Origin of the sequence: Martinezella rhizogenes (assembly GCF_000799715.1) — a bacterium.
GTDB classification, from domain to species: Bacteria; Pseudomonadota; Alphaproteobacteria; order Rhizobiales; family Rhizobiaceae; genus Rhizobium; species Rhizobium rhizogenes_C.
The window spans coordinates 994,119-1,014,042 of the sequence record NZ_JUHG01000013.1 but is presented as its reverse complement, the minus strand read 5'-3'; the positions used below and the strand labels follow the sequence as shown (position 1 = coordinate 1,014,042).

Below are 19,924 nucleotides of genomic sequence, written 5' to 3'. Positions count from 1 at the left end.
CCCGCTTCGGGGTAATCCCTTCGTCTTTTGGCACCTTACACACAATTTTAGACGGTGGACGCAAGTTGCAGCCATTGCATTTTTCAATTTTTAGCCAACACTTCCCCTGCATTGGATGCAGGACCTCTGGGGGAGGAAATCTGGAGGGCATGCATCGGCGCCGGTTTCCCGCGCCAGAAGGGCCGGGAGACCCATGCGCAACATAAGTGTTGGGGGGACATGACGCGGGCACTGCCGTCATGTCCTAGGTGCAATTGGGAGGAATTGGGAATGGTAGCCACGTCTGTAGATGAGACTTCTGGTCGAGGGATGACCAGGGAAGAGAAGAAGGTGATCTTCGCATCTTCGCTCGGAACTGTTTTCGAATGGTATGACTTCTATCTCTACGGTTCCTTGGCCGCTTTCATCGGCGCGGCCTTTTTCAGCGAGTATCCGGAGGCAACCCGCAATATTTTCGCACTGCTCGCTTTCGCGGCGGGTTTCCTGGTTCGCCCATTCGGCGCGCTGGTCTTCGGACGGATCGGCGATCTTGTCGGCCGCAAATATACATTCCTGGTCACCATCCTAATCATGGGCCTCTCGACCTTCCTGGTCGGTATCCTGCCCGGCTCGGCCAGTTGGGGTCTCGCCGCCCCGGTCATTCTGATTGCGCTGCGCATGCTGCAGGGCCTGGCGCTTGGCGGCGAATATGGCGGTGCGGCGACCTATGTCGCCGAACATGCGCCCAACGACCGGCGCGGCTTTTACACATCCTGGATCCAGACGACGGCGACGCTCGGGCTCTTTCTGTCGCTGATCGTGATCCTGGTAGTGCAGAATTGGCTCGGCAAGGATGCATTTGCCGCCTGGGGATGGCGTATTCCCTTTATCCTGTCCTTCGTGCTGCTCGGCATTTCCGTCTGGATCCGGCTATCTCTCAGTGAATCGCCGGCTTTCAAGAAGATGAAGGAAGAAGGCAAAGGCTCCAAGGCGCCGCTGTCGGAAGCCTTCGGACAATGGAAGAATGCCAAGATCGCGCTGCTGGCACTTCTCGGTCTGACGGCAGGCCAGGCCGTCGTCTGGTACGCGGGCCAGTTCTATTCGCTGTTCTTCCTGCAGAACGTGCTGAAGGTCGATGGCCAATCGGTCAACATCATGATCGCCATCGCGCTCTTGATCGGCAGTGGTTTCTTCGTGGTGTTCGGCTGGCTATCCGACAAGATCGGCCGCAAGCCGATCATCATGGCCGGACTTGCCCTGGCGATCCTCACCTATTTCCCGCTGTTCAAGGGATTGACCCACGCGGCAAATCCGGCGCTCGCTCAAGCCGAGCAAACGGTCCGCGCCACCGTGACGGCGGCACCCGGCGATTGCACCTTCCAGTTCAACCCGGTCGGCACAGCGAAGTTCAACAACTCCTGCGATATTGCGACGTCGTTCCTGTCCAAGAGCTCCGTCCCTTACGCGGTCGTCGATGGTCCCGCCGGCCAGCCGGCGACGGTCAAGGTCGGCGACACGACCGTGACCTCCTACGACGCGGTTGCCGCCGGGGCGACCGCTGCGGCAAAGAGCGCTGTCTTCACGCATGATCTGAACCTTGCCCTGCAGAAGGCCGGCTTCCCGCTGGCGCGCGATCCGGCGAAGGTGCCGGATACCAAGCTGGATGGCTTCATTGCGGCCAATCCCGAACTTGGCCTGAATGCGGCAACCGTCCGGGCCGGTGACAAGACGGTCACTCCGGTTGCCGATCTGATCAAGGCGAAGCTGCTCACGGCGGAACAGGCCGCCGGGGCAACCGACATGCCGGTTTATACGGTGCCGAACGGCGGTGCCTTCAAGATGGTCGCCGATCCCGCCGCCATCAACTGGCCGCTTACCATCGCCATTCTGACCATTCTCGTCATCTACGTGACCATGGTCTATGGCCCGATTGCCGCGATCCTGGTCGAGATGTTCCCGACCCGCATCCGCTATACCGGCATGTCCTTGCCTTATCATATCGGCAATGGCTGGTTCGGCGGCCTGCTTCCGGCAACGGTCTTTGCGATGAGTGCCGCCAAGGGTGATATCTACTATGGCCTCTGGTACCCGATCGCGATTGCGGCGATGACGCTGGTCATCGGCCTCATCTTCATCCGCGACACCAAGGGCGTCGATCTCAACGCCATCAAGTAATGGCGCAAGAAAAGCTCGGCGCGAGCGATCGCGCCGGGCTTTTTTGTGTTTACTCCTTAGCAAATCTGGGATCAGAATTGACCGAGATTTCAGGCAATTCGAGGCCATGGTTTGATGAGAGAAGACTTCATTCAATCGCTCAGGGACGAGCTTGGCGCCGACGTTTTTTTCGGCGCGGACATCCCGGCGCGTTTCCACAATGACTGGGCAGGGCTTGAATCAGTCATGCCACTGGCCCTGGTGCGCCCGCGCACGACCGAGCAGGTGTCCGCGACGCTCCGGCTTTGCGATCGTTTCAAGGTCTCGGTCGTGCCGCAGGGTGGATTGACGGGTCTTGCCGGCGGTGCTCGCCCGATCGAAGGCGGCGTGGCGTTGTCGCTCGACCGCATGAACGGCATCGATGAAATCGATCCGGTCATGGCGACGATGACGGTGCAGGCGGGAACGCCGCTCGGCGTCATCCAGAGGGCGGCGGAGGACGCGGGGTTGTTCTTCGGGCTTGATCTCGGCGCCCGCGATTCCTGCGTCATCGGCGGCAATCTCTCCACCAATGCCGGCGGTAATCGCGTCATCCGCTTCGGCATGGCGCGTGAGCATGTGCTCGGCCTTGAGGTGGTCCTGCCCGATGGTACGATCGTGCGCTCGCTCAACAAGATGCTGAAGAACAATGCAGGCTATGACCTGAAGCAGCTTTTCATCGGTTCCGAGGGGACGCTCGGCATCATCACCCGCGCCGTGCTGCGTCTGCAGGCAAAGCCGGCGGCGCTTGCCAGCGCCTTTTGCGGCTGCCCCGATTTTCCGGCCATGCTGGAGTTGCTGAAGAGCGCCCGGCAGCGCATGGGCTCCGCACTGATCGCTTTCGAGGTCATGTGGCCGAGCTTTTACGATTTCATGACCGGCAATCTGCCCGAGCTGCGCCGCGCCTTGTCCGAACCGCACGGTATCTACGTGCTGATCGAAGCGGGCGGGCGCGATGCGGACGAAAACCGGGAGATGCTTGAGCAGGTCCTGTCCGATGCTCTTGAAGAGGGCCGGGTGTCCGATGCGGTCCTGTCGTCCTCCGAGCGCGAGGCCCGCGAATTATGGGCGGTTCGCGACAGCGTTTCGGAATATGGGCGGTTGATGGGGCCGCAGACGGCCTTTGATGTCGGGCTTCCCACCAGCGTCGCCGGCAGCGTGGTGAGCGAAATAGAGGCGGCGATGAAGAACCGCTGGCCGGATGCGATTGCCGTCAGCTATGGCCATATCGGCGACAGCAACCTGCACTTCGTCTGCAATATCCCGTCGCTCGGCAAGGCGCAGCCGCACAAGGAGATCACCGAACTCGTTTTCGACGCGGTCGGCCGGGCAGGCGGTACGATTTCCGCGGAACACGGCATAGGTCTCCTGAAGAAGCCCTATCTCAAGCTTTCCCGTACGCCAGAAGAGCTGGCGCTGATGGAGCGCATCAAGCGCGCTATCGACCCGAATAATATCCTCAACACCGGCAAGGTGCTGTCGATTTGAGCCGGGCGGCCTCTGAAGCCAGGCCGAGGACATGCCGGCGAGCATCGTCCCAGGGGCGGCTGGAGGCATAGAAAGAAGGACCAATCGCTACCGCCACGCCGCAACATTTCTAAACAACTTTTCCCACAAATGCCATCAGATAGAAGCATTTGGACACAATTTGGGGCTCGCCATCATTTAGATATCGAGATGTCGTTCAGAGCGGGAGCCACTGAAACGACACGGTTCACCCATAACCGGGGCCGATTGGTACCAATTTTGTTGCGGAGCCTGATCGTCAATGCCTTTCCCGAATTTCTGGCGGCAAGAGCAGCTAAAGCATGTCGTCGTGACGACCTTTCATGAAAAAGGCTATCGCGACTATGGGAAGAAATGCATCGAGACGTTTCTCAAATATTGGCCCAAGGACATCTCGCTTTTGGTCTATGCAGAGGATGTGCATGTCGAAGAGAGGGACGACCGGCTCCAGATCCTCGACCATAATGCAACCCTCCCGCGTTTGCTCGAATTTCGGAAGGCCTTCGCGGAGAACCCGTTGGCCAAAGGAATACGTTCATCTGCGAATAGCGTAGAACGTGATTTCCGGTGGGATGCTGTTCGTTTTTCCAACAAGGTCTTTGCCGTTACCGATGCTATCCAGCGATATCGGACCGAGGCGGATCAGCTGATATGGCTCGATGCCGATACGGTCACTCATAGCGAGATCCCACGCAGCCTGATCGATAGAATTGCGCCGAGGGGCAATCAGCTTGCCGCCTACCTGAACCGGAAAATATACCCGGAATGCGGATGGGTGGGATACAACCTTCGCCATCGCGAAATATTGACCTTCGTCGAGCGTTTCGAAAGCACCTATTCGTCGGGCTATTTCCTGGCGCTGAAGGAAAGCCACGACAGTTTTGTCTTCTGGAAGATCGTCCAGCAGATGGAGCAGGATAAAGAAGCAAGCTTCAAGTTCCTGGGCTCGAACCGGACCAAGTCCCATGTCTTCATCAACAGCGTTCTCGGAGGTTATATGGATCACCTCAAGGGCGACAGGAAAGCGGCGGGGAAAAGCCGCAAGAGCGATTTGTCATGGCGGCGGCGCGAGGCGTGGTGGAGCTGATCGGCCGCAATATAATTTAAGTTTAAACTTGTTTTTTCCGTCGCGTCACTCGATATTGAAAACTCCGTGATGGACCTTGGATACCGGCTCGGCCCGTCACCGTATCGTCGCGAGGACGGAGAGTTCGACATGGCCTTTGCCTATCTTGCCTTTTTCGAAAGCTCCGACGATGATCTCGCAGTCAGCGAAGCGGATCTCGCAACTGTTGCCGCAATTATCAAGACAACGCCGGACCTTGCCTCCGCCAATCTCTATACGCCCGAAACGACCAACGACCTGTACAACAGGGTCGAGCGATCACCGGTCCTTGGTCTCCAGCTGTATTTCGAGGAACTGACCGCGCTCGAGAACGCCGTTGGTCCCTCAGGCCATCTGCAGCAGCTCGCGGTCCCGGATGCTCTCACAAGCATAAGAGGCGCCAAGGCGACGCAGCAGGCGATGTATGTGCGGCCGTTTCCGGTCGATGACGGCAGGCTGCGCACCGGTGAGGGCGAATTGCCGTGCAGCTATGTGGTTCATTATCCTGGTCCCGCCGAGGATCTGAACGCCTGGCTGCACCACTATGTCAGCCATCATCCGCAGGTCATGCGCACCTTTCCGGACATCCGCCAGATCGAGGTTCTGTCACGGGTTGACTGGTGCGGCTTCCTGCCCTGGGAACGCGTCAATCATATGCAGCGCAACCGGGTTATGTTCGATAGTCCGGCCGCTCTGCAGGCCGCTTTACAGTCTCCCGCGCGCATTGCCATGCGCGAGGATTTCAAGACGCTTCCACCCTTTGACGGCGGTAATTCGCATTTTCCGATGGCGACACGGATCATTACTCCGTAAGCAAAGACGCACCTATTCGGTCTGATAGCCAGTCTCCGCCAATGCCGGTGACCACTCCGCATGGACATCGTCCGGCGGCACCGAGGCCAGCAGGCTTTGCGTATAGGGATGCTGCGGATTGGCGAAGATCGCCTCGGTTGCTCCGCTCTCCACTACCTCGCCGCGATACATCACCAGCACGCGGTCGCAGAGATAGCGCACGACGGAGAGGTCGTGCGAGATGAACATCATCGAGAAACCGTGTTCGTCCCGCAGCTTCAGCAGCAGATCCAGCAGCTGTGCCTGAACCGAGACATCAAGGCCCGAGACGATCTCGTCGGCGACCAGAATGCGTGGCACCGTGCAAAGGGCGCGGGCGATATTGACGCGTTGCTTCTGGCCGCCGGACAATTGCGAGGGAAAGCGCATCGCCGCATCTGGCGGCAGGCCAATCTCGGCGAGCAATTCGGCGGCGCGGTCCATGCGTTCGCGCTTGCTGGCGTGGAGACCACTTGCCTCGTTCGCCTGGGTGACGATGCTGCCGACCCGGCGGCGCGGATTGAGCGCTGATTGCGGATCCTGAAACACCATTTGGATATGGTCGCGGCGATAGGCCTTTTCCGATGATCCGTTGGCGGTGATATCGCGGCCCGCCAGCGTCAGGCGGCCTTCGGTCGGCGTATCCAGCCCGACGACGAGGCGGGCGAGCGAACTCTTGCCGCTGCCGCTTTCCCCGACGATGCCGACGAATTCGCCTTCACTGAGCGTGAAATCGACGCCGCTGACCGCCCTGAACTTGGGGTTCCTGTTGAAGGGGCTCCAGGCGACCGTATAGGCCTTGGTCAGCTTCTCGCCTTGCAGATAGTTCTTCGCCGTTTCAACGTTGCGGGCCGGTGCTAGCGGTGGCGGCACGATGTCCGGCGTCTTTTCAGTCCGGATGCAAGCGGCGATATGGCCGGGCGCGATTTCCGCAAGCGGCGGCTCGGCCTCGGTACAGGCGGCAATGCTATTCGGACAGCGGGAGGCAAAACGGCAGCCGGTGATATCCTTCAACACGCGCAGGCCCGGCATGCGTTCCGGCAGGATGTAGAGACCGCGGCGCTCCCCGCTGATTGTGGGATTGGCGAGTTGCAGGCAGCGTGTATAGGGATGCGCCGGCGCCGAAAACAGTTGTCTGGCCGGGCCGCGCTCGGCCGGACGTCCGGCATAGAGCACCATGATCTCGTCGCTGATCTGTGAAGCGAGCCGCAGGTCATGGGTGATGAAGATGACCGCCGTGCCGTCGCGCTTCTGCATTTCGGCGATCAGCTTGACGATACGGGCCTGGATGGTGACGTCGAGCGCCGTGGTCGGTTCGTCGGCGATCAACAGGCGTGGTCGACTGGCAAAGGCCATGGCGATCAGGATGCGCTGGCACATGCCACCGGAAAGCTGATGCGGGTATTTGCCAAGCAGCGCCGCGCCGTGTGGCAGATGCACCGCCTCGAATTCGGCAAGCGTCCGCTGCCGCCAGTTCTCACGCGGAGCAAGACCAATTCGCAAGAGATGTTCCTTCATCTGCTGGCCGACTGTCAGCACCGGGTTGAGGCCGGAGAGCGGTTCTTGCGGAATGAAGGCGATCTCGCGGCCAAGCAGATTGCGGCGGCGCGCAGGCGCCATCGTTACCAGGTCTTCGCCGGCGAATTCGAGCGTGCCTTTGGTGACGGCAAACCCGCTTGGCAGGAACTGTGAGATGGTGCGGCCGATCATCGACTTGCCAGCACCGGACTCGCCGACAAGGCCGAGGATCTTGCCCGGCTCCAGCGTAAAGTTGAGATCGCTCAGGACGGGGAAGGGTTCCTTGCCCCCAAGGGAGTCTACGCAGAGATTGCGTGCGGCTAATATGGTCACGTCAGCTCCTCTCCGTCTGCGTCAGGCGGGTGTCGAGGGATCGGCGCAGGCCGTCGCCGAGAATGTTGAAGCCGAAGACCGCGAAGAAGATCGCAAGGACCGGACAGAGGAGATTGAGCGGTGCCTCGTAGATGTTCTGCCGGGCGTCGGCGATCATCTGGCCCCAGGCGGGCGTGTCGGCGCCGACGCTCATGCCGACGAAGGACAGGATCGCCTCAACGATGACGGCAACGCCCATTTCCAGGCTCATCAGCGTGATCAGCAGCGGCAGCGTGCCCGGCAGGATTTCGCGCGTGATCGTCCGCCAATGGGAAAAACCGACGAGCTGGGCGGCAGCGACATAGTCCCGCCGTCGCAGCACCAGCACCTCGCTGCGCAGCACCCGGCAAAAGCGCGTCCAGTCGACGAGCACGATGGCGAGGATCACGTTGCGGATGCCGGTGCCGAGGCCGACCATCAGGATCAGCGACAGGATGACCGGCGGGAAAGAAAGCCAGATCTCCACGATGCGCCCGATCAGCCAGTCGACCCAGCCGCCGAAATAGCCGGCGATATGCGCGAGGATCGCGCCGATGATCATGGCTCCGATCGAGGCGGTGAAGGCGACGGTGAGCGCAACGCGCGTGCCGAAGATCAGGCGCGACAGGATGCAACGGCCAAGGCTGTCGGTGCCGAGCGGGAACATCGCGTCGCCGCCATCCGCCCAGGCCGGCGGCGCCAGGATGGATAAGAGGTTCTGTTCGTTCGGATCGTTGGGCGCAATCCAGGGTGCGAAGATCGCGCAGACCGCCAGAATGGCGATGATGACGAGGCCTGTCTGAACGCGGCCGGATCTCAACCAGAGCGGAAGATGTTTCATGGTCAGCGCGCCGTCAGTTTCGGGTTGAGGATCAGATAGAGACTGTCGACTGCGGTATTGATGACGAGCACGGCGACGCAATAGGTGAGCCCCGCACCCTGAATGATCGGCAAATCGGCGTTGCGGATCGCATCGACCATCAGATTGCCCATGCCGGGATAGGAGTAGATGAGTTCCACCAGGAGCGTGCCGCCGAACAGAAAGCCAAACTGCACGCCCATCAGGCTGAGCGTTGGCAGGATGGCATTTTTGAGGGCATGGCGGACGAGGATGCGCTTCTCGGAAAGCCCACGCAGCCGCGCCTGCTGGATATAATCATCCTGATAGGCGTCGAGCAGGCTCGATCGCAGCACGCGCATGAGCGACGGCGAAAGCGCGATGCCGAGCGCAAGGCTCGGCAGGATCATGTGCTTGATCGCGTCCCAGAAAATCGCGATGTTACCGGTGATGAGGCTATCGACCAAAAGAAAGCCGGTCACCATCGGGCGCTCGAAGCCGGGGCTCAGGCGTCCGGTAAACGGCAGGAGATTGAAGAAGACACCGAAGATCAGGAGCAGGAACAGGCTCCACAGGAATTCCGGCAGCGACAGAAGCAGGATGGACAGGAAATCCATCGCGGCCTCGGCGCGCGTTCCGCGCACATAGAACAGGAAGAGCCCGCCGGCGAGGCCGAAGACGGTGGCTGCGACCATGGCAAGGACGGCGAGTTCGATGGTGGCGGGCAGTGTCGAGCCGATCAGCGATGTCACGTCCTGGCGAAAATGGATCGAGCGGCCGATATCGCCATGCAGGAGCTTGCCGAGCCAGATGCCGTATTGTTCGACAAGTGGTCGGTCGAACCCCATCTCCTTGCGCATCGCCTCGATCTCCTCGACCGTGGCACTGGGCGGCATCGACATCGCCGCCGGATCGACCGGCAGGACGCGCAGGATGCAGAAGAGCAGTGCCGACACGATGAGCAGGATCGGTATCGCGGTCAGAAGACGTTTTACCAGCAGTTTGGCGATGGTCACGAACATGCGCATGCCTTGTCTTACGAAGCCAGGAAGGCGGTCCGGGGAGACCCCGGACCCCATGGTCTCTCAAGCGATGCGGCGCAAACTCACGACCACGACATGGTGTTGCCCAGGATCCAGGCATTGCCATATTTGACGTAGGCAAGGTTTTTCTTGCGGACCAGCGTCTGGACGCTCTGCAGGAGCGGAATGGTGGCGCCGTTTTCGACGGCCTCCTTGGCGAGATCCCGGTAGCCGGCTACACGCTTATCATAGACAGGCTCGGCGAAGAGGTTGAGAACCTTCTGGCCGATCTCCATCCCCTTCCATGCACCGAAAGGCATTTTCGGGTTGAGCAAATAGCCGGAGAAGATCTCGGGATCGCCGGTGGCGTTGTCGAAGCTGTAGAGGGTCGCTTCCGGCAGCTTGCCGCCGCGATTGAGCTCGAAGTATTTCGAGTATTCGATCTGCTGGATTTCGCACTTGATGCCGACCTTACCCCACATCTGCACCAGGGCGCGGGCGATATCGAAATCACTGGGGAACTGGCCGTTGGTGGCCGCAAGCGTGATGGTTGCCGGTTTGTCGGCGCTGAAACCGGATTTGGCCAGAAGCTCCTTGGACAGCGCCGGATCGTATTTGAAGCTGTAACCCTCCACGAAACCGGGCGTGCCCGGTGTTGCGGGAACCGAGAGCGGAACGGCCGCGCCACCATAGAAGGCCTTGGAAAGGGCCGCCTTGTCGATGGCGTGATGGGCGGCAAGCCGGACATTCTCGTCCGAAAAGCCCATGTCATTGCGTATCTGCAGCAGGATGATGCGCGTGAACGGATTGATCTCGGCGGTGAGCCCCTCCGTCTTGCCAAGACGCTCGGCCTCGCGGACGGGGATGTTGACGGTGAGGTCGATCTGGCCGGACTGGATGGCGGCGGTGCGCGCCGACGGATCCTTGATGATTTCGATGGTGACGTTCTTGATCTTCGGCTTTGCGCCGAAATAATCGTCATTGCGCTGGAGCACGATGCGCGAGTTCATCTGATAGTCGACGAGCTTATAGGGTCCGGTGCCGACAGGCTTTTTCAGGAAGCCATCCTGGCCGACGGATTCCATGTATTTCTTCGGAACGAGATAACTGCCGAGGAAGGCCAGCCATTGCGGCGCGGTCGGCGTCGGCGCTGAGAATTTCATGACGCCGCTGGTCGGCGACCTCACCTCGATCGCGGTGAGATTGCGCCAGGAATTGGCGATATCGAGTTTCAGGCCGGATTTGATGCGATCGACGAAGGTGTAGCTAAAGTCCTCCATCGTCATCGGGTCGCCATTGTGGAACTTGACGTCGCTGCGGATCTCGAACGTCATCGAAAGACCGTCGGCGGCAAGATCCCACTTGGTAATGAGATTGGGGACGAGCTTCAGATCGGGCGACTGATCGAGCGGCTGGTCGAAAACCAGCTTGAAGATCGGCTGCGCATCCGGGACGAAGCGCTGGTTCGGATCCCAGGACGGCACGTCGCTCGGCCATCCAATGGAGACGCTGTCGGTGTCAGCGGCATAGGCGAAGCTTGCTCGGGAAAGCACGCCGCCGCTGACTGCAGCAAGGCCGAGCATCTGCAGGAGATTTCTGCGGTCTAGTTCAAAAGTCATCACGATCCCTCTGGTGTGCACACTGGGCCCTCTGCTTTGCGCAGCGATAGGGGCCGGTGAGCCTGCGGCGGTTGTTGAACGCAAGCCTGCAATCTTGCCGAGGGCTTTTTGGTTTTTGCTATTTTAGCCTCTTTTTGTGGGCTTCCCCTTAGCAATTGAGGGGATCGTAGAACGGGCTAAAAATTACTTCAAGCCTAAAATTTATTGATCGCTCGAATTTCGACGAGAGAAAGACATGCCGGGCGAAAAGCCGGGAAATTGGACGTTTCAGGCGGGGATGAGCGCGAGGTGTCGCTTCTTCCCCGGCGTCGGGATGCGTCCGATCCGGCCAAGATCGAAAAAAACATTGACGCTCTTTCAAGTTATTTTATGCTTAAAATGTTGTTTGAGCGAATTGAGCCTATTGCTCCGGTAAAATCCGAAGAGGGGACGTTGATGCTAGACCCGCATTGCCATTCCAGCAGCATCATGGTGGAGCGCCCCGCCGCGATCGCATTCGAATTGATGTCGGATGGGCTGAAGCAGGGGCGCTGGGCATGGGGCAGCTTCGACCGGCAAGAGGTCGAACCGGGTCTATTCCGCGGCACATCGATTTTCTCCGGCAAGGAGACCTATGTCCGCCTCGATGTGGACCGGGCGCGTCTGCAGGTCGATTACGAGGTCGGCGCGTCGAAGGAGGCCATGCAGTTCCGCAATATGTCGCGCGTCATTCCGGGCGAGCTGTTGAAAATGGGGCAGGATGCATGCGTCGTCACGCTGCTGACCTGGCGCTTGCAAACCCAGAGTGACGCGGAATGGACCCAGTTCGGCACGATCCATGAGGCGGAGATGTTCCTGATCAAAGGTCTTCTTGAGCGCGAATGAAGGACAAGATGACACATTCTCCCTATCTATTGTTTGAAGACCGGGCACGCGCCAATCCCGAGGCGACCCTGTTGATCGCACCGGCCAGCGCCGGGCTCCCCTACGCGCTGCAGGGGTTCCGCCACAGCTATGGCGAGGTGCATGCTGATGTCGCCGCGCTCAGCCGAAGGTTTGCCGATGCCGGCTACGGTCTTGGCTCGCGGATCGCCTTGCTTCTGGAAAACCGGCCGGAATTCTTCACCTTCTGGCTGGCGCTGAATTCGATCGGCGCATCGATCGTGCCGATCAATCCGGATCTGCGGCGCGACGAGCTTCTCTTCCAGCTCGATACGGCCGAGGCGCCGCTCCTGATCGCGATTGCCGGGCGGCTGGCGGAGCTTGGCGATATCAATCCCGGCAAGGTCGCTGTGATCGGGACGAACGACGACATTCCGCCGTCACCCGTGGCACTGGAGGCGCGATCCGGCGGGCCAGAGGCGGAATGCGCGCTGCTGTTCACCTCCGGCAGCACCGGCAAGCCGAAGGGCTGCATGCTCTCCAACATCTATTTCATCCGCCTTGCCGAATGGTACACCACCCAGGGCGGCGTCGCGGAGATGGCGGAGGGCGGCGAGATCGCGCTCACGCCGCTGCCGATGTTCCATATGAACGCACTTGGCTGCACGGCGGTCGGCATGATCATGATAGGTGGCGCGATCGTGCCGCTCGATCGCTTCCATTCCAAGAGCTGGTGGGCCTCGATCGCCGATTCCGGCGCGACCATCATTCATTGTCTCGGGGTGATACCGGCCATCCTGCTGCAAATGCCGCCCGTTACGGCCGAACGCGCGCACAAGGTCAAATTCGCGCTTGGACCGGGCGTCGATGCCCGGCACAAGGTCGAGTTCGAGGAGCGCTATCGCATCCCGATTGTTGAGGCCTGGGCCATGACCGAGACCGGCGGGCGGGCTGTTACCACCACGGCGGCCGACGATTATACGCCGGGACTGCGCTGCATCGGCCGGCCCCGCGCCGGCATGGAATACAGGATCGTCGACGATACAGGCCACGCGGTCGACATGGGCACGCCGGGCGAACTTCTGGTACGGGCTGAAGGGGACAATCCGCGAGACGGCTTCTTCAGTGGCTATCTCAACGACGGCAAGGCGACGGAGGAGGCCTGGGAAGGCGGCTGGTTCCACACCGGCGATGTGGTCTATGCCGACGAGAAGGGGCTTCTCTACTTCTTCGACCGCAAGAAAAGCATCGTGCGCCGCAGCGGCGAGAATATTGCCGTGCTGGAAGTCGAGGCAGCGCTTGCCAAATGTCCCGGCGTCAAGGCATCGGCGGTGACGCCCGTGCCCGACGATCTGCGTGGCGAAGAGGTTTTTGCCTTTATCGTCCAAAATGATGCCGCAACTGCCGGCGATCCGATAGCGCGCGCCTCGCGCATCATCGAGACCTGCGGCGTATACATCGCCTATCACAAGCTGCCCGGCTACGTGGTCTTTGCCAGCCAACTACCCGTCAGCTCCACGCAGAAGCTCCAGCGCGGCGATATCAAGGCCATGGCGGCAAAGGCCGTCGAGGATGGCTCGGCGATCGACCTGCGCAAGCTGAAGGCGGCGATCCGCAAGGGTGGTTGACGCAGAGTCTTTCGAAAGACGATCATGTCTGTTATGCAATAATTCAAAGCTAAAATCTTTTCTAAGGAAATTCGTATGACCCCGGAAAAGATCCTTTATGAAACCGCCGTCACCGCTTTCGGCGGCCGGGAAGGCAAGGCGCAAAGCGCCGATGGCAGGTTTGCCGTCGATCTGTCCGTGCCGAAGGGACTTGGCGGACCAGGCGGGGAGGGCACCAATCCCGAGCAATTGTTTGCCGCCGGCTATGCCGCTTGTTTCCTCGGCGCAGTGAAACTGGTCGCGCGCACCCGGAAAATAGCGCTTGCCGACGACACCTCGGTGACCGCCAAGGTGGGCATCGGCCCGGTGCCGGTCGGCTATGCGCTCGCGGTCGAGCTCACGGCATCGCTTCCGGGCATCGAGAAAGCTTTGGCCGAAGAGATCGTTGCCGACGCGCACCAGCGTTGCCCTTATTCCAACGCCACGCGTGGCAATGTCGACGTGGTTCTGACGGTGGCTGGATGACGGCTTTGCGCGCCCGCAAATCCTATCACGGCGTGGTGCTGGCGGTGCCGGTGACGGTGCCCTATGAGCGCTACTCGATCGAGAGCGCGCATTGGTGGATCGGCCGGGCGCTCAGGGCGCTGGCAGACGGAGCGGGCGTCGACCATCAGAAGTTCGACGGCTTTGCGGTATCGAGCTTCACCATGGGGCCGGACACGGCGATTGCATTGACGCAGCATTTCGGGCTGACGCCGCGCTGGCTGGATCATGTGCCGATGGGAGGGGCAGCGGGTATCGTCTCGATCCGGCGCGCGGCGCGCGCCGTGCAGGCGGGTGACGCGGATATCGTTGCCTGTGTTGCCGCCGACACCAACCAGGTCGACACGTTTCGCAAGACGCTCGCCAATTTCTCCCGCTTTGCTCAGGATGCCTCCTATCCCTATGGGGCTGGCGGACCCAATGCCAGTTTCGCGCTGATCGCCCGGGCCTACATGGGTCGCTACGGCGCAACACGCGAGGATTTCGGCAAGCTCTGCGTCGCGCAACGCGACAATGCGCTGCGCTATCCGCATGCGCTGATGAAGAAGCCGCTGACTTTGGAACAGTACATGTCGGCGCGGCCCATTGCCGAGCCGTTTCATCTCTTCGATTGCGTCATGCCCTGCGCCGGCGCCGAGGCGTTTTTGATGATGCGCGAGGAAACCGCCGTGTCGCTCGGCCTTCCTTTCGTGCGGCTGCTTTCGGCGATCGAACGACACAATGCTTTCCCCGACGATGCCGTGCAGACGCGTGGCGGCTGGGTTATGGATCGTCACGAGCTCTATGGCATGGCCGGGTTGACGCCCGGTGATATCGACTTCGTGCAGACCTATGACGATTACCCGGTCATCTCCATGATGCAGTTCGAGGATCTCGGCTTTTGCGACAAGGGCGAGGGGCCGGATTTCGTGCGCCAGCATACGTTCACAACGGATGGCTCCTTTCCGCACAATACCTCGGGTGGGCAGCTGTCGGTTGGCCAGGCGGGTGCCGCCGGCGGCCATCTCGGCATCGTCGAGGCCATGCGCCAGCTTCTGGGCACCGCCGAGGGCACACAGGTGACGGACGCAAAGATCGGCCTCGTGTCCGGCTTCGGCATGATCAATTACGACCGTGGCCTGGCATCGGCGGCCGCGATCCTGGCGAGGCAATCGGCATGACCCGTCCACTCACAAAATCGCCACGCAAGCCCCCGCTTTCCCGCGCCGCGGTGCCCTTGCAGCCGCCATCGGCTCGCAGCGACAAGGCGCAAGGGCTGACGCTTGCAGCCGCCAGCGGCCGTTTCATGCTGCAATGCTGCGCCGAATGCGGGACATATGCCTATCCGCCGCGTGACGCCTGCCCGCGCTGCCTGTCCGCCGCACTTCCTTTCATCGATGCGCCGTCTGGCGGCATGCTCTTGTCGGAGACCTCCATCGAAGTCACCAGCGATCCCTATTTTCGCGAGCATATGCCCTGGCGGATAGGGCTCGTTCAGCTCGATTGCGGACCGAGCGTGGTCACGCATCTGCACGGTGATTGCACCGGAGCCGGCAGCCGGGTGACGCTCTCGTTGCAACTCGACAAAAGCGGCCAGGCCGTTTTCTTTGCCAAACCCGCTTCGGAGACGTCGCAGATGGAAGATGATCCTCAGTGGCGTGAAATAGTCGCCGACCCGAAACATCGGCGGCAATTACCGTCGGGCTGACGCGGGCTCGAAGATGTTCATGTCTGCGACGTCGCCAGGCAATTGCATGAGCGATTTTTCGACAATCCAAAGGCCGCCGAACGGGAGGCGGGACAGGCTGGCCCTTTTCTAGGGCCTGAGCCAACAGAGGCTGCTTTGGCGCCGCATTGCGCCGGTTGACCCGCAAGCAGCGCACGCCCAACTCACAAACTGCTTTAGCCGCGATCGACGGGGTGAGGGCCGATTGCCACGCGTCGGGCGGCGGTGTCGTAGAAGCTCGTTAAAAGCTCCAGCATTTCGGTTGCGTCGCCGAGCCCCTTTTCCGCGTGGTCCATCTTCTGGATCAGCGAGATCAGCAAATGCCGGCGCAGGGTGCGGTAGTCCTGTGTCAGCTTGCTGCCCTTGCGCGTCAGCACATACAGCGTGTCCTTGCGCGACCGGCCCTTGACCCGTTCGATCAGCTGCAGGGCCTGCAATTTCTTGATCGCATATTGAATGTTGGCGGTATCGTCACGGCCGAGCAGCCGGGAGATTTCGGCAAGGCCCTTCGGCTTGTTGCGGTAGCGGATCGTATGGAGGACGGCGGTGTCGAGGCCGCTAAGGCTTGATCCGGCAAGCTCGCTGGCACATTCCGACTGCCAGCGCACGAAGGCCGCGGAAATCCGCCACAGCGACCATTCGAATTCGGTCAGCGCCGCTTCCGACACTTCCGTCGCCGTCTCTTCGAGTGGATTTTCGGGTGCTGCAGGCGAATTCATTTGGCTCTCCAGGGTGGATATGGCTACGATTAAAGCCTTAAATTCCCGTTTTGACGAGAGCAAAACGACGCGCGAAAACGAACAGGGCGAGGGAACAATGCGCATATTCTGGCAAAGCTTCATCGATGCCACGGCCAGCGCCGCCTACATGCTAAAGCTTTCGGACTATCTGAACGGCATCGCCGAACCCGGCACGACGGTCGAGGTTTTCGGTATCAGGCCGCCGGATCGGCACTTCGGGCGGCTAGCGGAATTCCGCTGCGCGGCGATCGCGATAGACAATGGGCTGGAGGCTGAAAAGCGCGGTTATGACGCAATCGTTCTCGGCCATTTCCAGGACCCGGGTCTTTACGAACTTAAATCGGCTGTGAGCATCCCGGTGATTGGCGCGGGCGAGGTCTCGATGCATTACGCCGCCCGCTTCGGCCGGCGCATCGCGCTTGTGACCCTTGATGACGTCTTTCAGACCTGGCACTACGAACAGGCTGACCTTTATGGGCTGGGAGGCCGGGTGAAGCATGTGGCGGGGATGAATTGCGCGCCATCCGATTTCAGCGCCGCCTTTGCCGGCGACGATGAGGCGCGCACGCGCATGCTCGCGGCCTTCGCCGCCTGCGCCGAACCACTGGTGCGCGATGGTGCCGATGTCGTGGTGCCGGCCGGCATCCTGCCCGGCCTGCTGGTCGGCGGCGAATATGGCTTCAAGGTGCTGCATGCGCCGGTGGTCAATACCGCTGCCGTGACTTTGAAGAGCGCCGAAATGGATGTGCGCCTGCGCAAACTCAACGGCATCGACGTGAGCCGTGGCCCCTTCTGCTCGCTTGCGACGCCGGAAGCGGTCAAGGATTTCCGCAGCTTCATCGCCCATGGCCGGCAGGCGCCGTTGTTTCCAGACGACGTCTGAACGCTCTCATCCGATCGGCAGCACCAGATGTCCTCGCGATGGCGCCTGCTTCCATCAGCCGTTGCGCCTCGGCGGGATCAGTTTTGGCGACATGCCAAACTATATTTCTGCAATACGTCATCGACAGCACCCATGGCGATTTCCGCCATGGACATCGTCCGGATCTCTCGCTCTTCAAGCCGCGGCAAAAATTGTCGCAGCAATGTCTTTGGAATAGAGCGTCCTCTGAGGGTCTCCTCCAGATGGTTCACGGCAGCCCGCGCCTCGGCTTTCACCCAGTAGTATCTTACGCGATCGCTGTAGCTGTAGTGCCGTTGCAGGCGTAAGGCATCTTTGTTGCCGTGATAGTGGCCCAGCCAATTGGAAGGATCGTCGAGCATGATCTTTTCCATCGTCGTGGCAAGGGTGCGGCAGCCGTAATCCTCGCTAAGTTCGGAGGCAATGAGGTCGAGACCGTAGAGGGCTTCCCGAAGCGCGAATGTGAGCTCTGGTCCGACCTTCAGGATCGGAAAGCCGTCACGGACAAGCGAGGAAAGGGCGCCGACAGTCTGATAATCGGTGGAGTGTGCTTCGAATACGAATTGCGGCTCCTGATCCAGCAGCGCGGTCAGCGCGCGCGCCTTTTCCGGCCTGTAAGCAATAACGTTTTCGCTGCCAAACTCGACACCCGGCTGAACCACGAACGCGATCGTGCGCGAAAAGGCGCCTTCCAATCCGTCACGGATGAAAACATCACGGTGAATGGCGATCGTCGAACGGGCCGCCTTTGCCGACGTCGGCTCGACAGCGTCAAGAATATGATCGGCACCGCCTGGAATGGGTACTTCCGTTCCCAGGACATAAAGCGGCAGGGCTCCACCGATTTCGCGCGCCGTCTCCTCGGCGATTTTGGCAAGACGCGCCGCACGAGCGGCGATCAGCTCATCGTCCAGGGCGGCCGGTTCACCGGCGCAGCCCATTGACGCATCCAGGTGAATCTTGGTGAAACCAGCTTTGATATACGCCGCAACCATCGCTTCGGCCTTTGCCATCGCCACGGTCGCATCTTCCTTCCGCCACGGATTGGGACCCAGATGATCTCCGCCAAAGATGATCCGTGGCTTGTCCAAGCCCTCTTCAGACGCGATGTTGCCAACAAGCTGGACAAAGGCTTGCGGCGTCATGCCGGTATAGCCGCCGAGATGGTTCACCTGATTGCACGTCGCTTCTATGAGCACGTCGCCGCCTTCCTGCGCTGCGCGGCGCAGCGCGGAGCGCAGTACCAGCGGATGAGCCGAACAGACTGACGTTATTCCGAATGGCTTACCGCCGCGCCGTGCCGGAGCAAGTTCCCTCAGTCTCTCATTCATGATTGTCTCCGGAGTGTTGCGGCGATGAAGGCTGCGAGCTCGGACGGCGTCGATACCCCCTCCATCGGCCCTTGTCGCGTGACATTGCGAGCGCCGGCCGCGCTGGCTCTGACAAGCGCTTCCCGCGGTGAAAGACCGAAGCGCCTGGAGGTGAGATAGGCCGCGCCGAAGCAGTCTCCGGCTCCGGTCGGATCGATTTCCTCGACGACAAACGCGTTGCAGTCGATCCGCGCGGCATCGCGACCGAAGAACGAAGCTCCATCCTTTCCGCGTTTCAATACGACTTCGCTGACACCAAGCTCCAAAAGCTTTGCCACGGCGGATGGCTCGTCATCCAAGCCTGTAGTCGCGAAAAGCTCTTCTCCCGATGGCAGCAAGAGGTCCGCAACTTTCAGGACGGAGCCGAAGTGTCCGGAGATGTCATCGCTGTCGAGAAGCTCCTTGCGGACATTTGGATCAAGTGACACCGACCCGCCGCGGGAGCGCACGGTATGGATCGCTGCTTCAATAACGTCGGCTGCTCCAGGAATGACGAAAGCCGAGCCCATGACATGAACGTGTCCAGCAGTCTTGATAAGATCCTCGACCGCCGCCGTCATCTCGATGCGCCCGGCCGCTGAATGCCTGATATTGAACACGAAATCCCGTCCGCCATCCGCCCTGTAACGGACAAAAGCGCTTCCGGTGGGCAAGTCGTCTGAAATTGAAACCGCTGATACGTCGACACCATCGCGCCGCAGCCGATCAAGGTTGAGCCGTCCGAAGTCATCGTTGCCGACACTGGCGACGATCCCGGCTTTCCCCCCCAGGCGCGCAACCTGATCAATGAATATTGCCGGTGCGCCACTGGGATAGGGACCGGTCAAAGGCTGTGCCTCAAGAAATCCCGAGCCGATCGTGGTGGCCATGACCTCAACCAGAATTTCGCCAACCGTGATCGTCGGACCCAGCGCCTCCGGCGCTATCCCGCTTTTTTCATATGCGGCCAATGGAAATCTCCGTCTTCCCAGACATTACGCTCACGCCATAGCATCTTGGCAATCAGCTAATTTGCAAGAGCGATTATGTCAACACAAACTTTACGCGCGATAATTAATTTTTCGCGTCAAATCCATTCCCATGGTTTTGACGCAGTCGAAGTGAGTCATAAATATTATTTATGATTTTTCAATTATCTATATGTTTCAGTGGAAAATCCAACACCCTTCGGGGATGAAGGCGCTTGACAGCGAGGCCAGAAACATCGGATTTAAACTTTACGCATGTAATTTTAT

General features: G+C 60.3%; 17 protein-coding genes. 10 read left to right on the top strand and 7 right to left on the bottom strand.

The annotated features are described in order from the left end of the window. Positions 1-270 precede the first annotated feature (270 nt). From EX00_RS16570 to EX00_RS16555, 4 genes are all read left to right on the top strand, one after another. The gene (locus EX00_RS16570; RefSeq protein ID WP_047459820.1) at positions 271-2,154 is read left to right on the top strand and encodes an MFS transporter; all 1,884 of its coding nucleotides are present in this window, start codon (positions 271-273) and stop codon (positions 2,152-2,154) included. A gap of 114 nt (positions 2,155-2,268) precedes the next feature. Beyond that, entirely contained in the window at positions 2,269-3,660 is a 1,392-nt protein-coding gene (locus tag EX00_RS16565; protein ID WP_047459817.1) for an FAD-binding oxidoreductase, read from the top strand. Between the two features lie 280 nt (positions 3,661-3,940). Beyond that, complete coding sequence (locus tag EX00_RS16560) at positions 3,941-4,765, top strand: hypothetical protein (RefSeq protein WP_047459814.1); 825 nt, start codon at positions 3,941-3,943, stop codon at positions 4,763-4,765. Between the two features lie 69 nt (positions 4,766-4,834). After that, positions 4,835-5,596 carry a hypothetical protein gene (locus EX00_RS16555; protein WP_202903723.1) on the top strand — a complete coding sequence of 254 codons (762 nt, stop codon included), beginning with the start codon at positions 4,835-4,837 and terminating at the stop codon, positions 5,594-5,596. A gap of 12 nt (positions 5,597-5,608) precedes the next feature. Here the strand turns inward: EX00_RS16555 and EX00_RS16550 are convergent, their stop codons facing one another. The 4 genes from EX00_RS16550 to EX00_RS16535 form a co-directional block, all read right to left on the bottom strand. Beyond that, positions 5,609-7,465 (bottom strand): dipeptide ABC transporter ATP-binding protein, encoded by a 1,857-nt coding sequence (locus EX00_RS16550; protein ID WP_047459809.1) that lies wholly within the window; start codon positions 7,463-7,465, stop codon positions 5,609-5,611. Position 7,466: 1 nt separating this feature from the next. Then, a complete protein-coding gene (locus EX00_RS16545) occupies positions 7,467-8,324 on the bottom strand; it encodes an ABC transporter permease (protein WP_047459807.1) in 858 nt (285 codons plus the stop codon). A gap of 2 nt (positions 8,325-8,326) precedes the next feature. Continuing rightward, positions 8,327-9,349 (bottom strand): ABC transporter permease, encoded by a 1,023-nt coding sequence (locus EX00_RS16540; protein ID WP_202903722.1) that lies wholly within the window; start codon positions 9,347-9,349, stop codon positions 8,327-8,329. A 77-nt stretch (positions 9,350-9,426) separates the two neighbouring features. Then, positions 9,427-10,962: an ABC transporter substrate-binding protein gene (locus EX00_RS16535; RefSeq protein ID WP_052210758.1), complete on the bottom strand. Its 1,536-nt coding sequence runs from the start codon at positions 10,960-10,962 to the stop codon at positions 9,427-9,429. Between the two features lie 288 nt (positions 10,963-11,250). On the opposite strand from EX00_RS16535, the gene EX00_RS16530 reads away from it, so the two are divergent. From EX00_RS16530 to EX00_RS16510, 5 genes are all read left to right on the top strand, one after another. After that, entirely contained in the window at positions 11,251-11,826 is a 576-nt protein-coding gene (locus EX00_RS16530; protein WP_234709028.1) for a hypothetical protein, read from the top strand. A gap of 8 nt (positions 11,827-11,834) precedes the next feature. Continuing rightward, positions 11,835-13,451 (top strand): AMP-binding protein, encoded by a 1,617-nt coding sequence (locus EX00_RS16525; RefSeq protein WP_047460460.1) that lies wholly within the window; start codon positions 11,835-11,837, stop codon positions 13,449-13,451. A gap of 75 nt (positions 13,452-13,526) precedes the next feature. Next, positions 13,527-13,955, top strand: coding sequence for an organic hydroperoxide resistance protein (locus EX00_RS16520; RefSeq protein ID WP_047459804.1), 429 nt, complete (start codon positions 13,527-13,529; stop codon positions 13,953-13,955). Further along, entirely contained in the window at positions 13,952-15,133 is a 1,182-nt protein-coding gene (locus EX00_RS16515) for a thiolase family protein (RefSeq protein WP_047459801.1), read from the top strand. The genes EX00_RS16520 and EX00_RS16515 overlap by 4 nt, the downstream gene beginning before the upstream one ends. After that, entirely contained in the window at positions 15,130-15,660 is a 531-nt protein-coding gene (locus tag EX00_RS16510; protein ID WP_080761263.1) for a Zn-ribbon domain-containing OB-fold protein, read from the top strand. The genes EX00_RS16515 and EX00_RS16510 overlap by 4 nt, the downstream gene beginning before the upstream one ends. Before the next feature lie 194 nt (positions 15,661-15,854). On the opposite strand, the gene EX00_RS16505 is transcribed toward EX00_RS16510, so the two are convergent. Then, entirely contained in the window at positions 15,855-16,397 is a 543-nt protein-coding gene (locus tag EX00_RS16505; RefSeq protein ID WP_052210756.1) for a winged helix DNA-binding protein, read from the bottom strand. A 97-nt stretch (positions 16,398-16,494) separates the two neighbouring features. Between EX00_RS16505 and EX00_RS16500 the strand changes: the two genes are divergently transcribed. Further along, a complete protein-coding gene (locus EX00_RS16500) occupies positions 16,495-17,301 on the top strand; it encodes an aspartate/glutamate racemase family protein (RefSeq protein ID WP_047459798.1) in 807 nt (268 codons plus the stop codon). A gap of 77 nt (positions 17,302-17,378) precedes the next feature. On the opposite strand, the gene EX00_RS16495 is transcribed toward EX00_RS16500, so the two are convergent. Both EX00_RS16495 and EX00_RS16490 read right to left on the bottom strand, forming a co-directional pair. After that, positions 17,379-18,650: a D-tagatose-bisphosphate aldolase, class II, non-catalytic subunit gene (locus tag EX00_RS16495; protein WP_047459794.1), complete on the bottom strand. Its 1,272-nt coding sequence runs from the start codon at positions 18,648-18,650 to the stop codon at positions 17,379-17,381. After that, positions 18,647-19,639: a tagatose kinase gene (locus EX00_RS16490; RefSeq protein ID WP_047459792.1), complete on the bottom strand. Its 993-nt coding sequence runs from the start codon at positions 19,637-19,639 to the stop codon at positions 18,647-18,649. Before EX00_RS16490 ends, EX00_RS16495 begins: the two co-directional genes overlap by 4 nt. Positions 19,640-19,924: the final 285 nt, after the last annotated feature.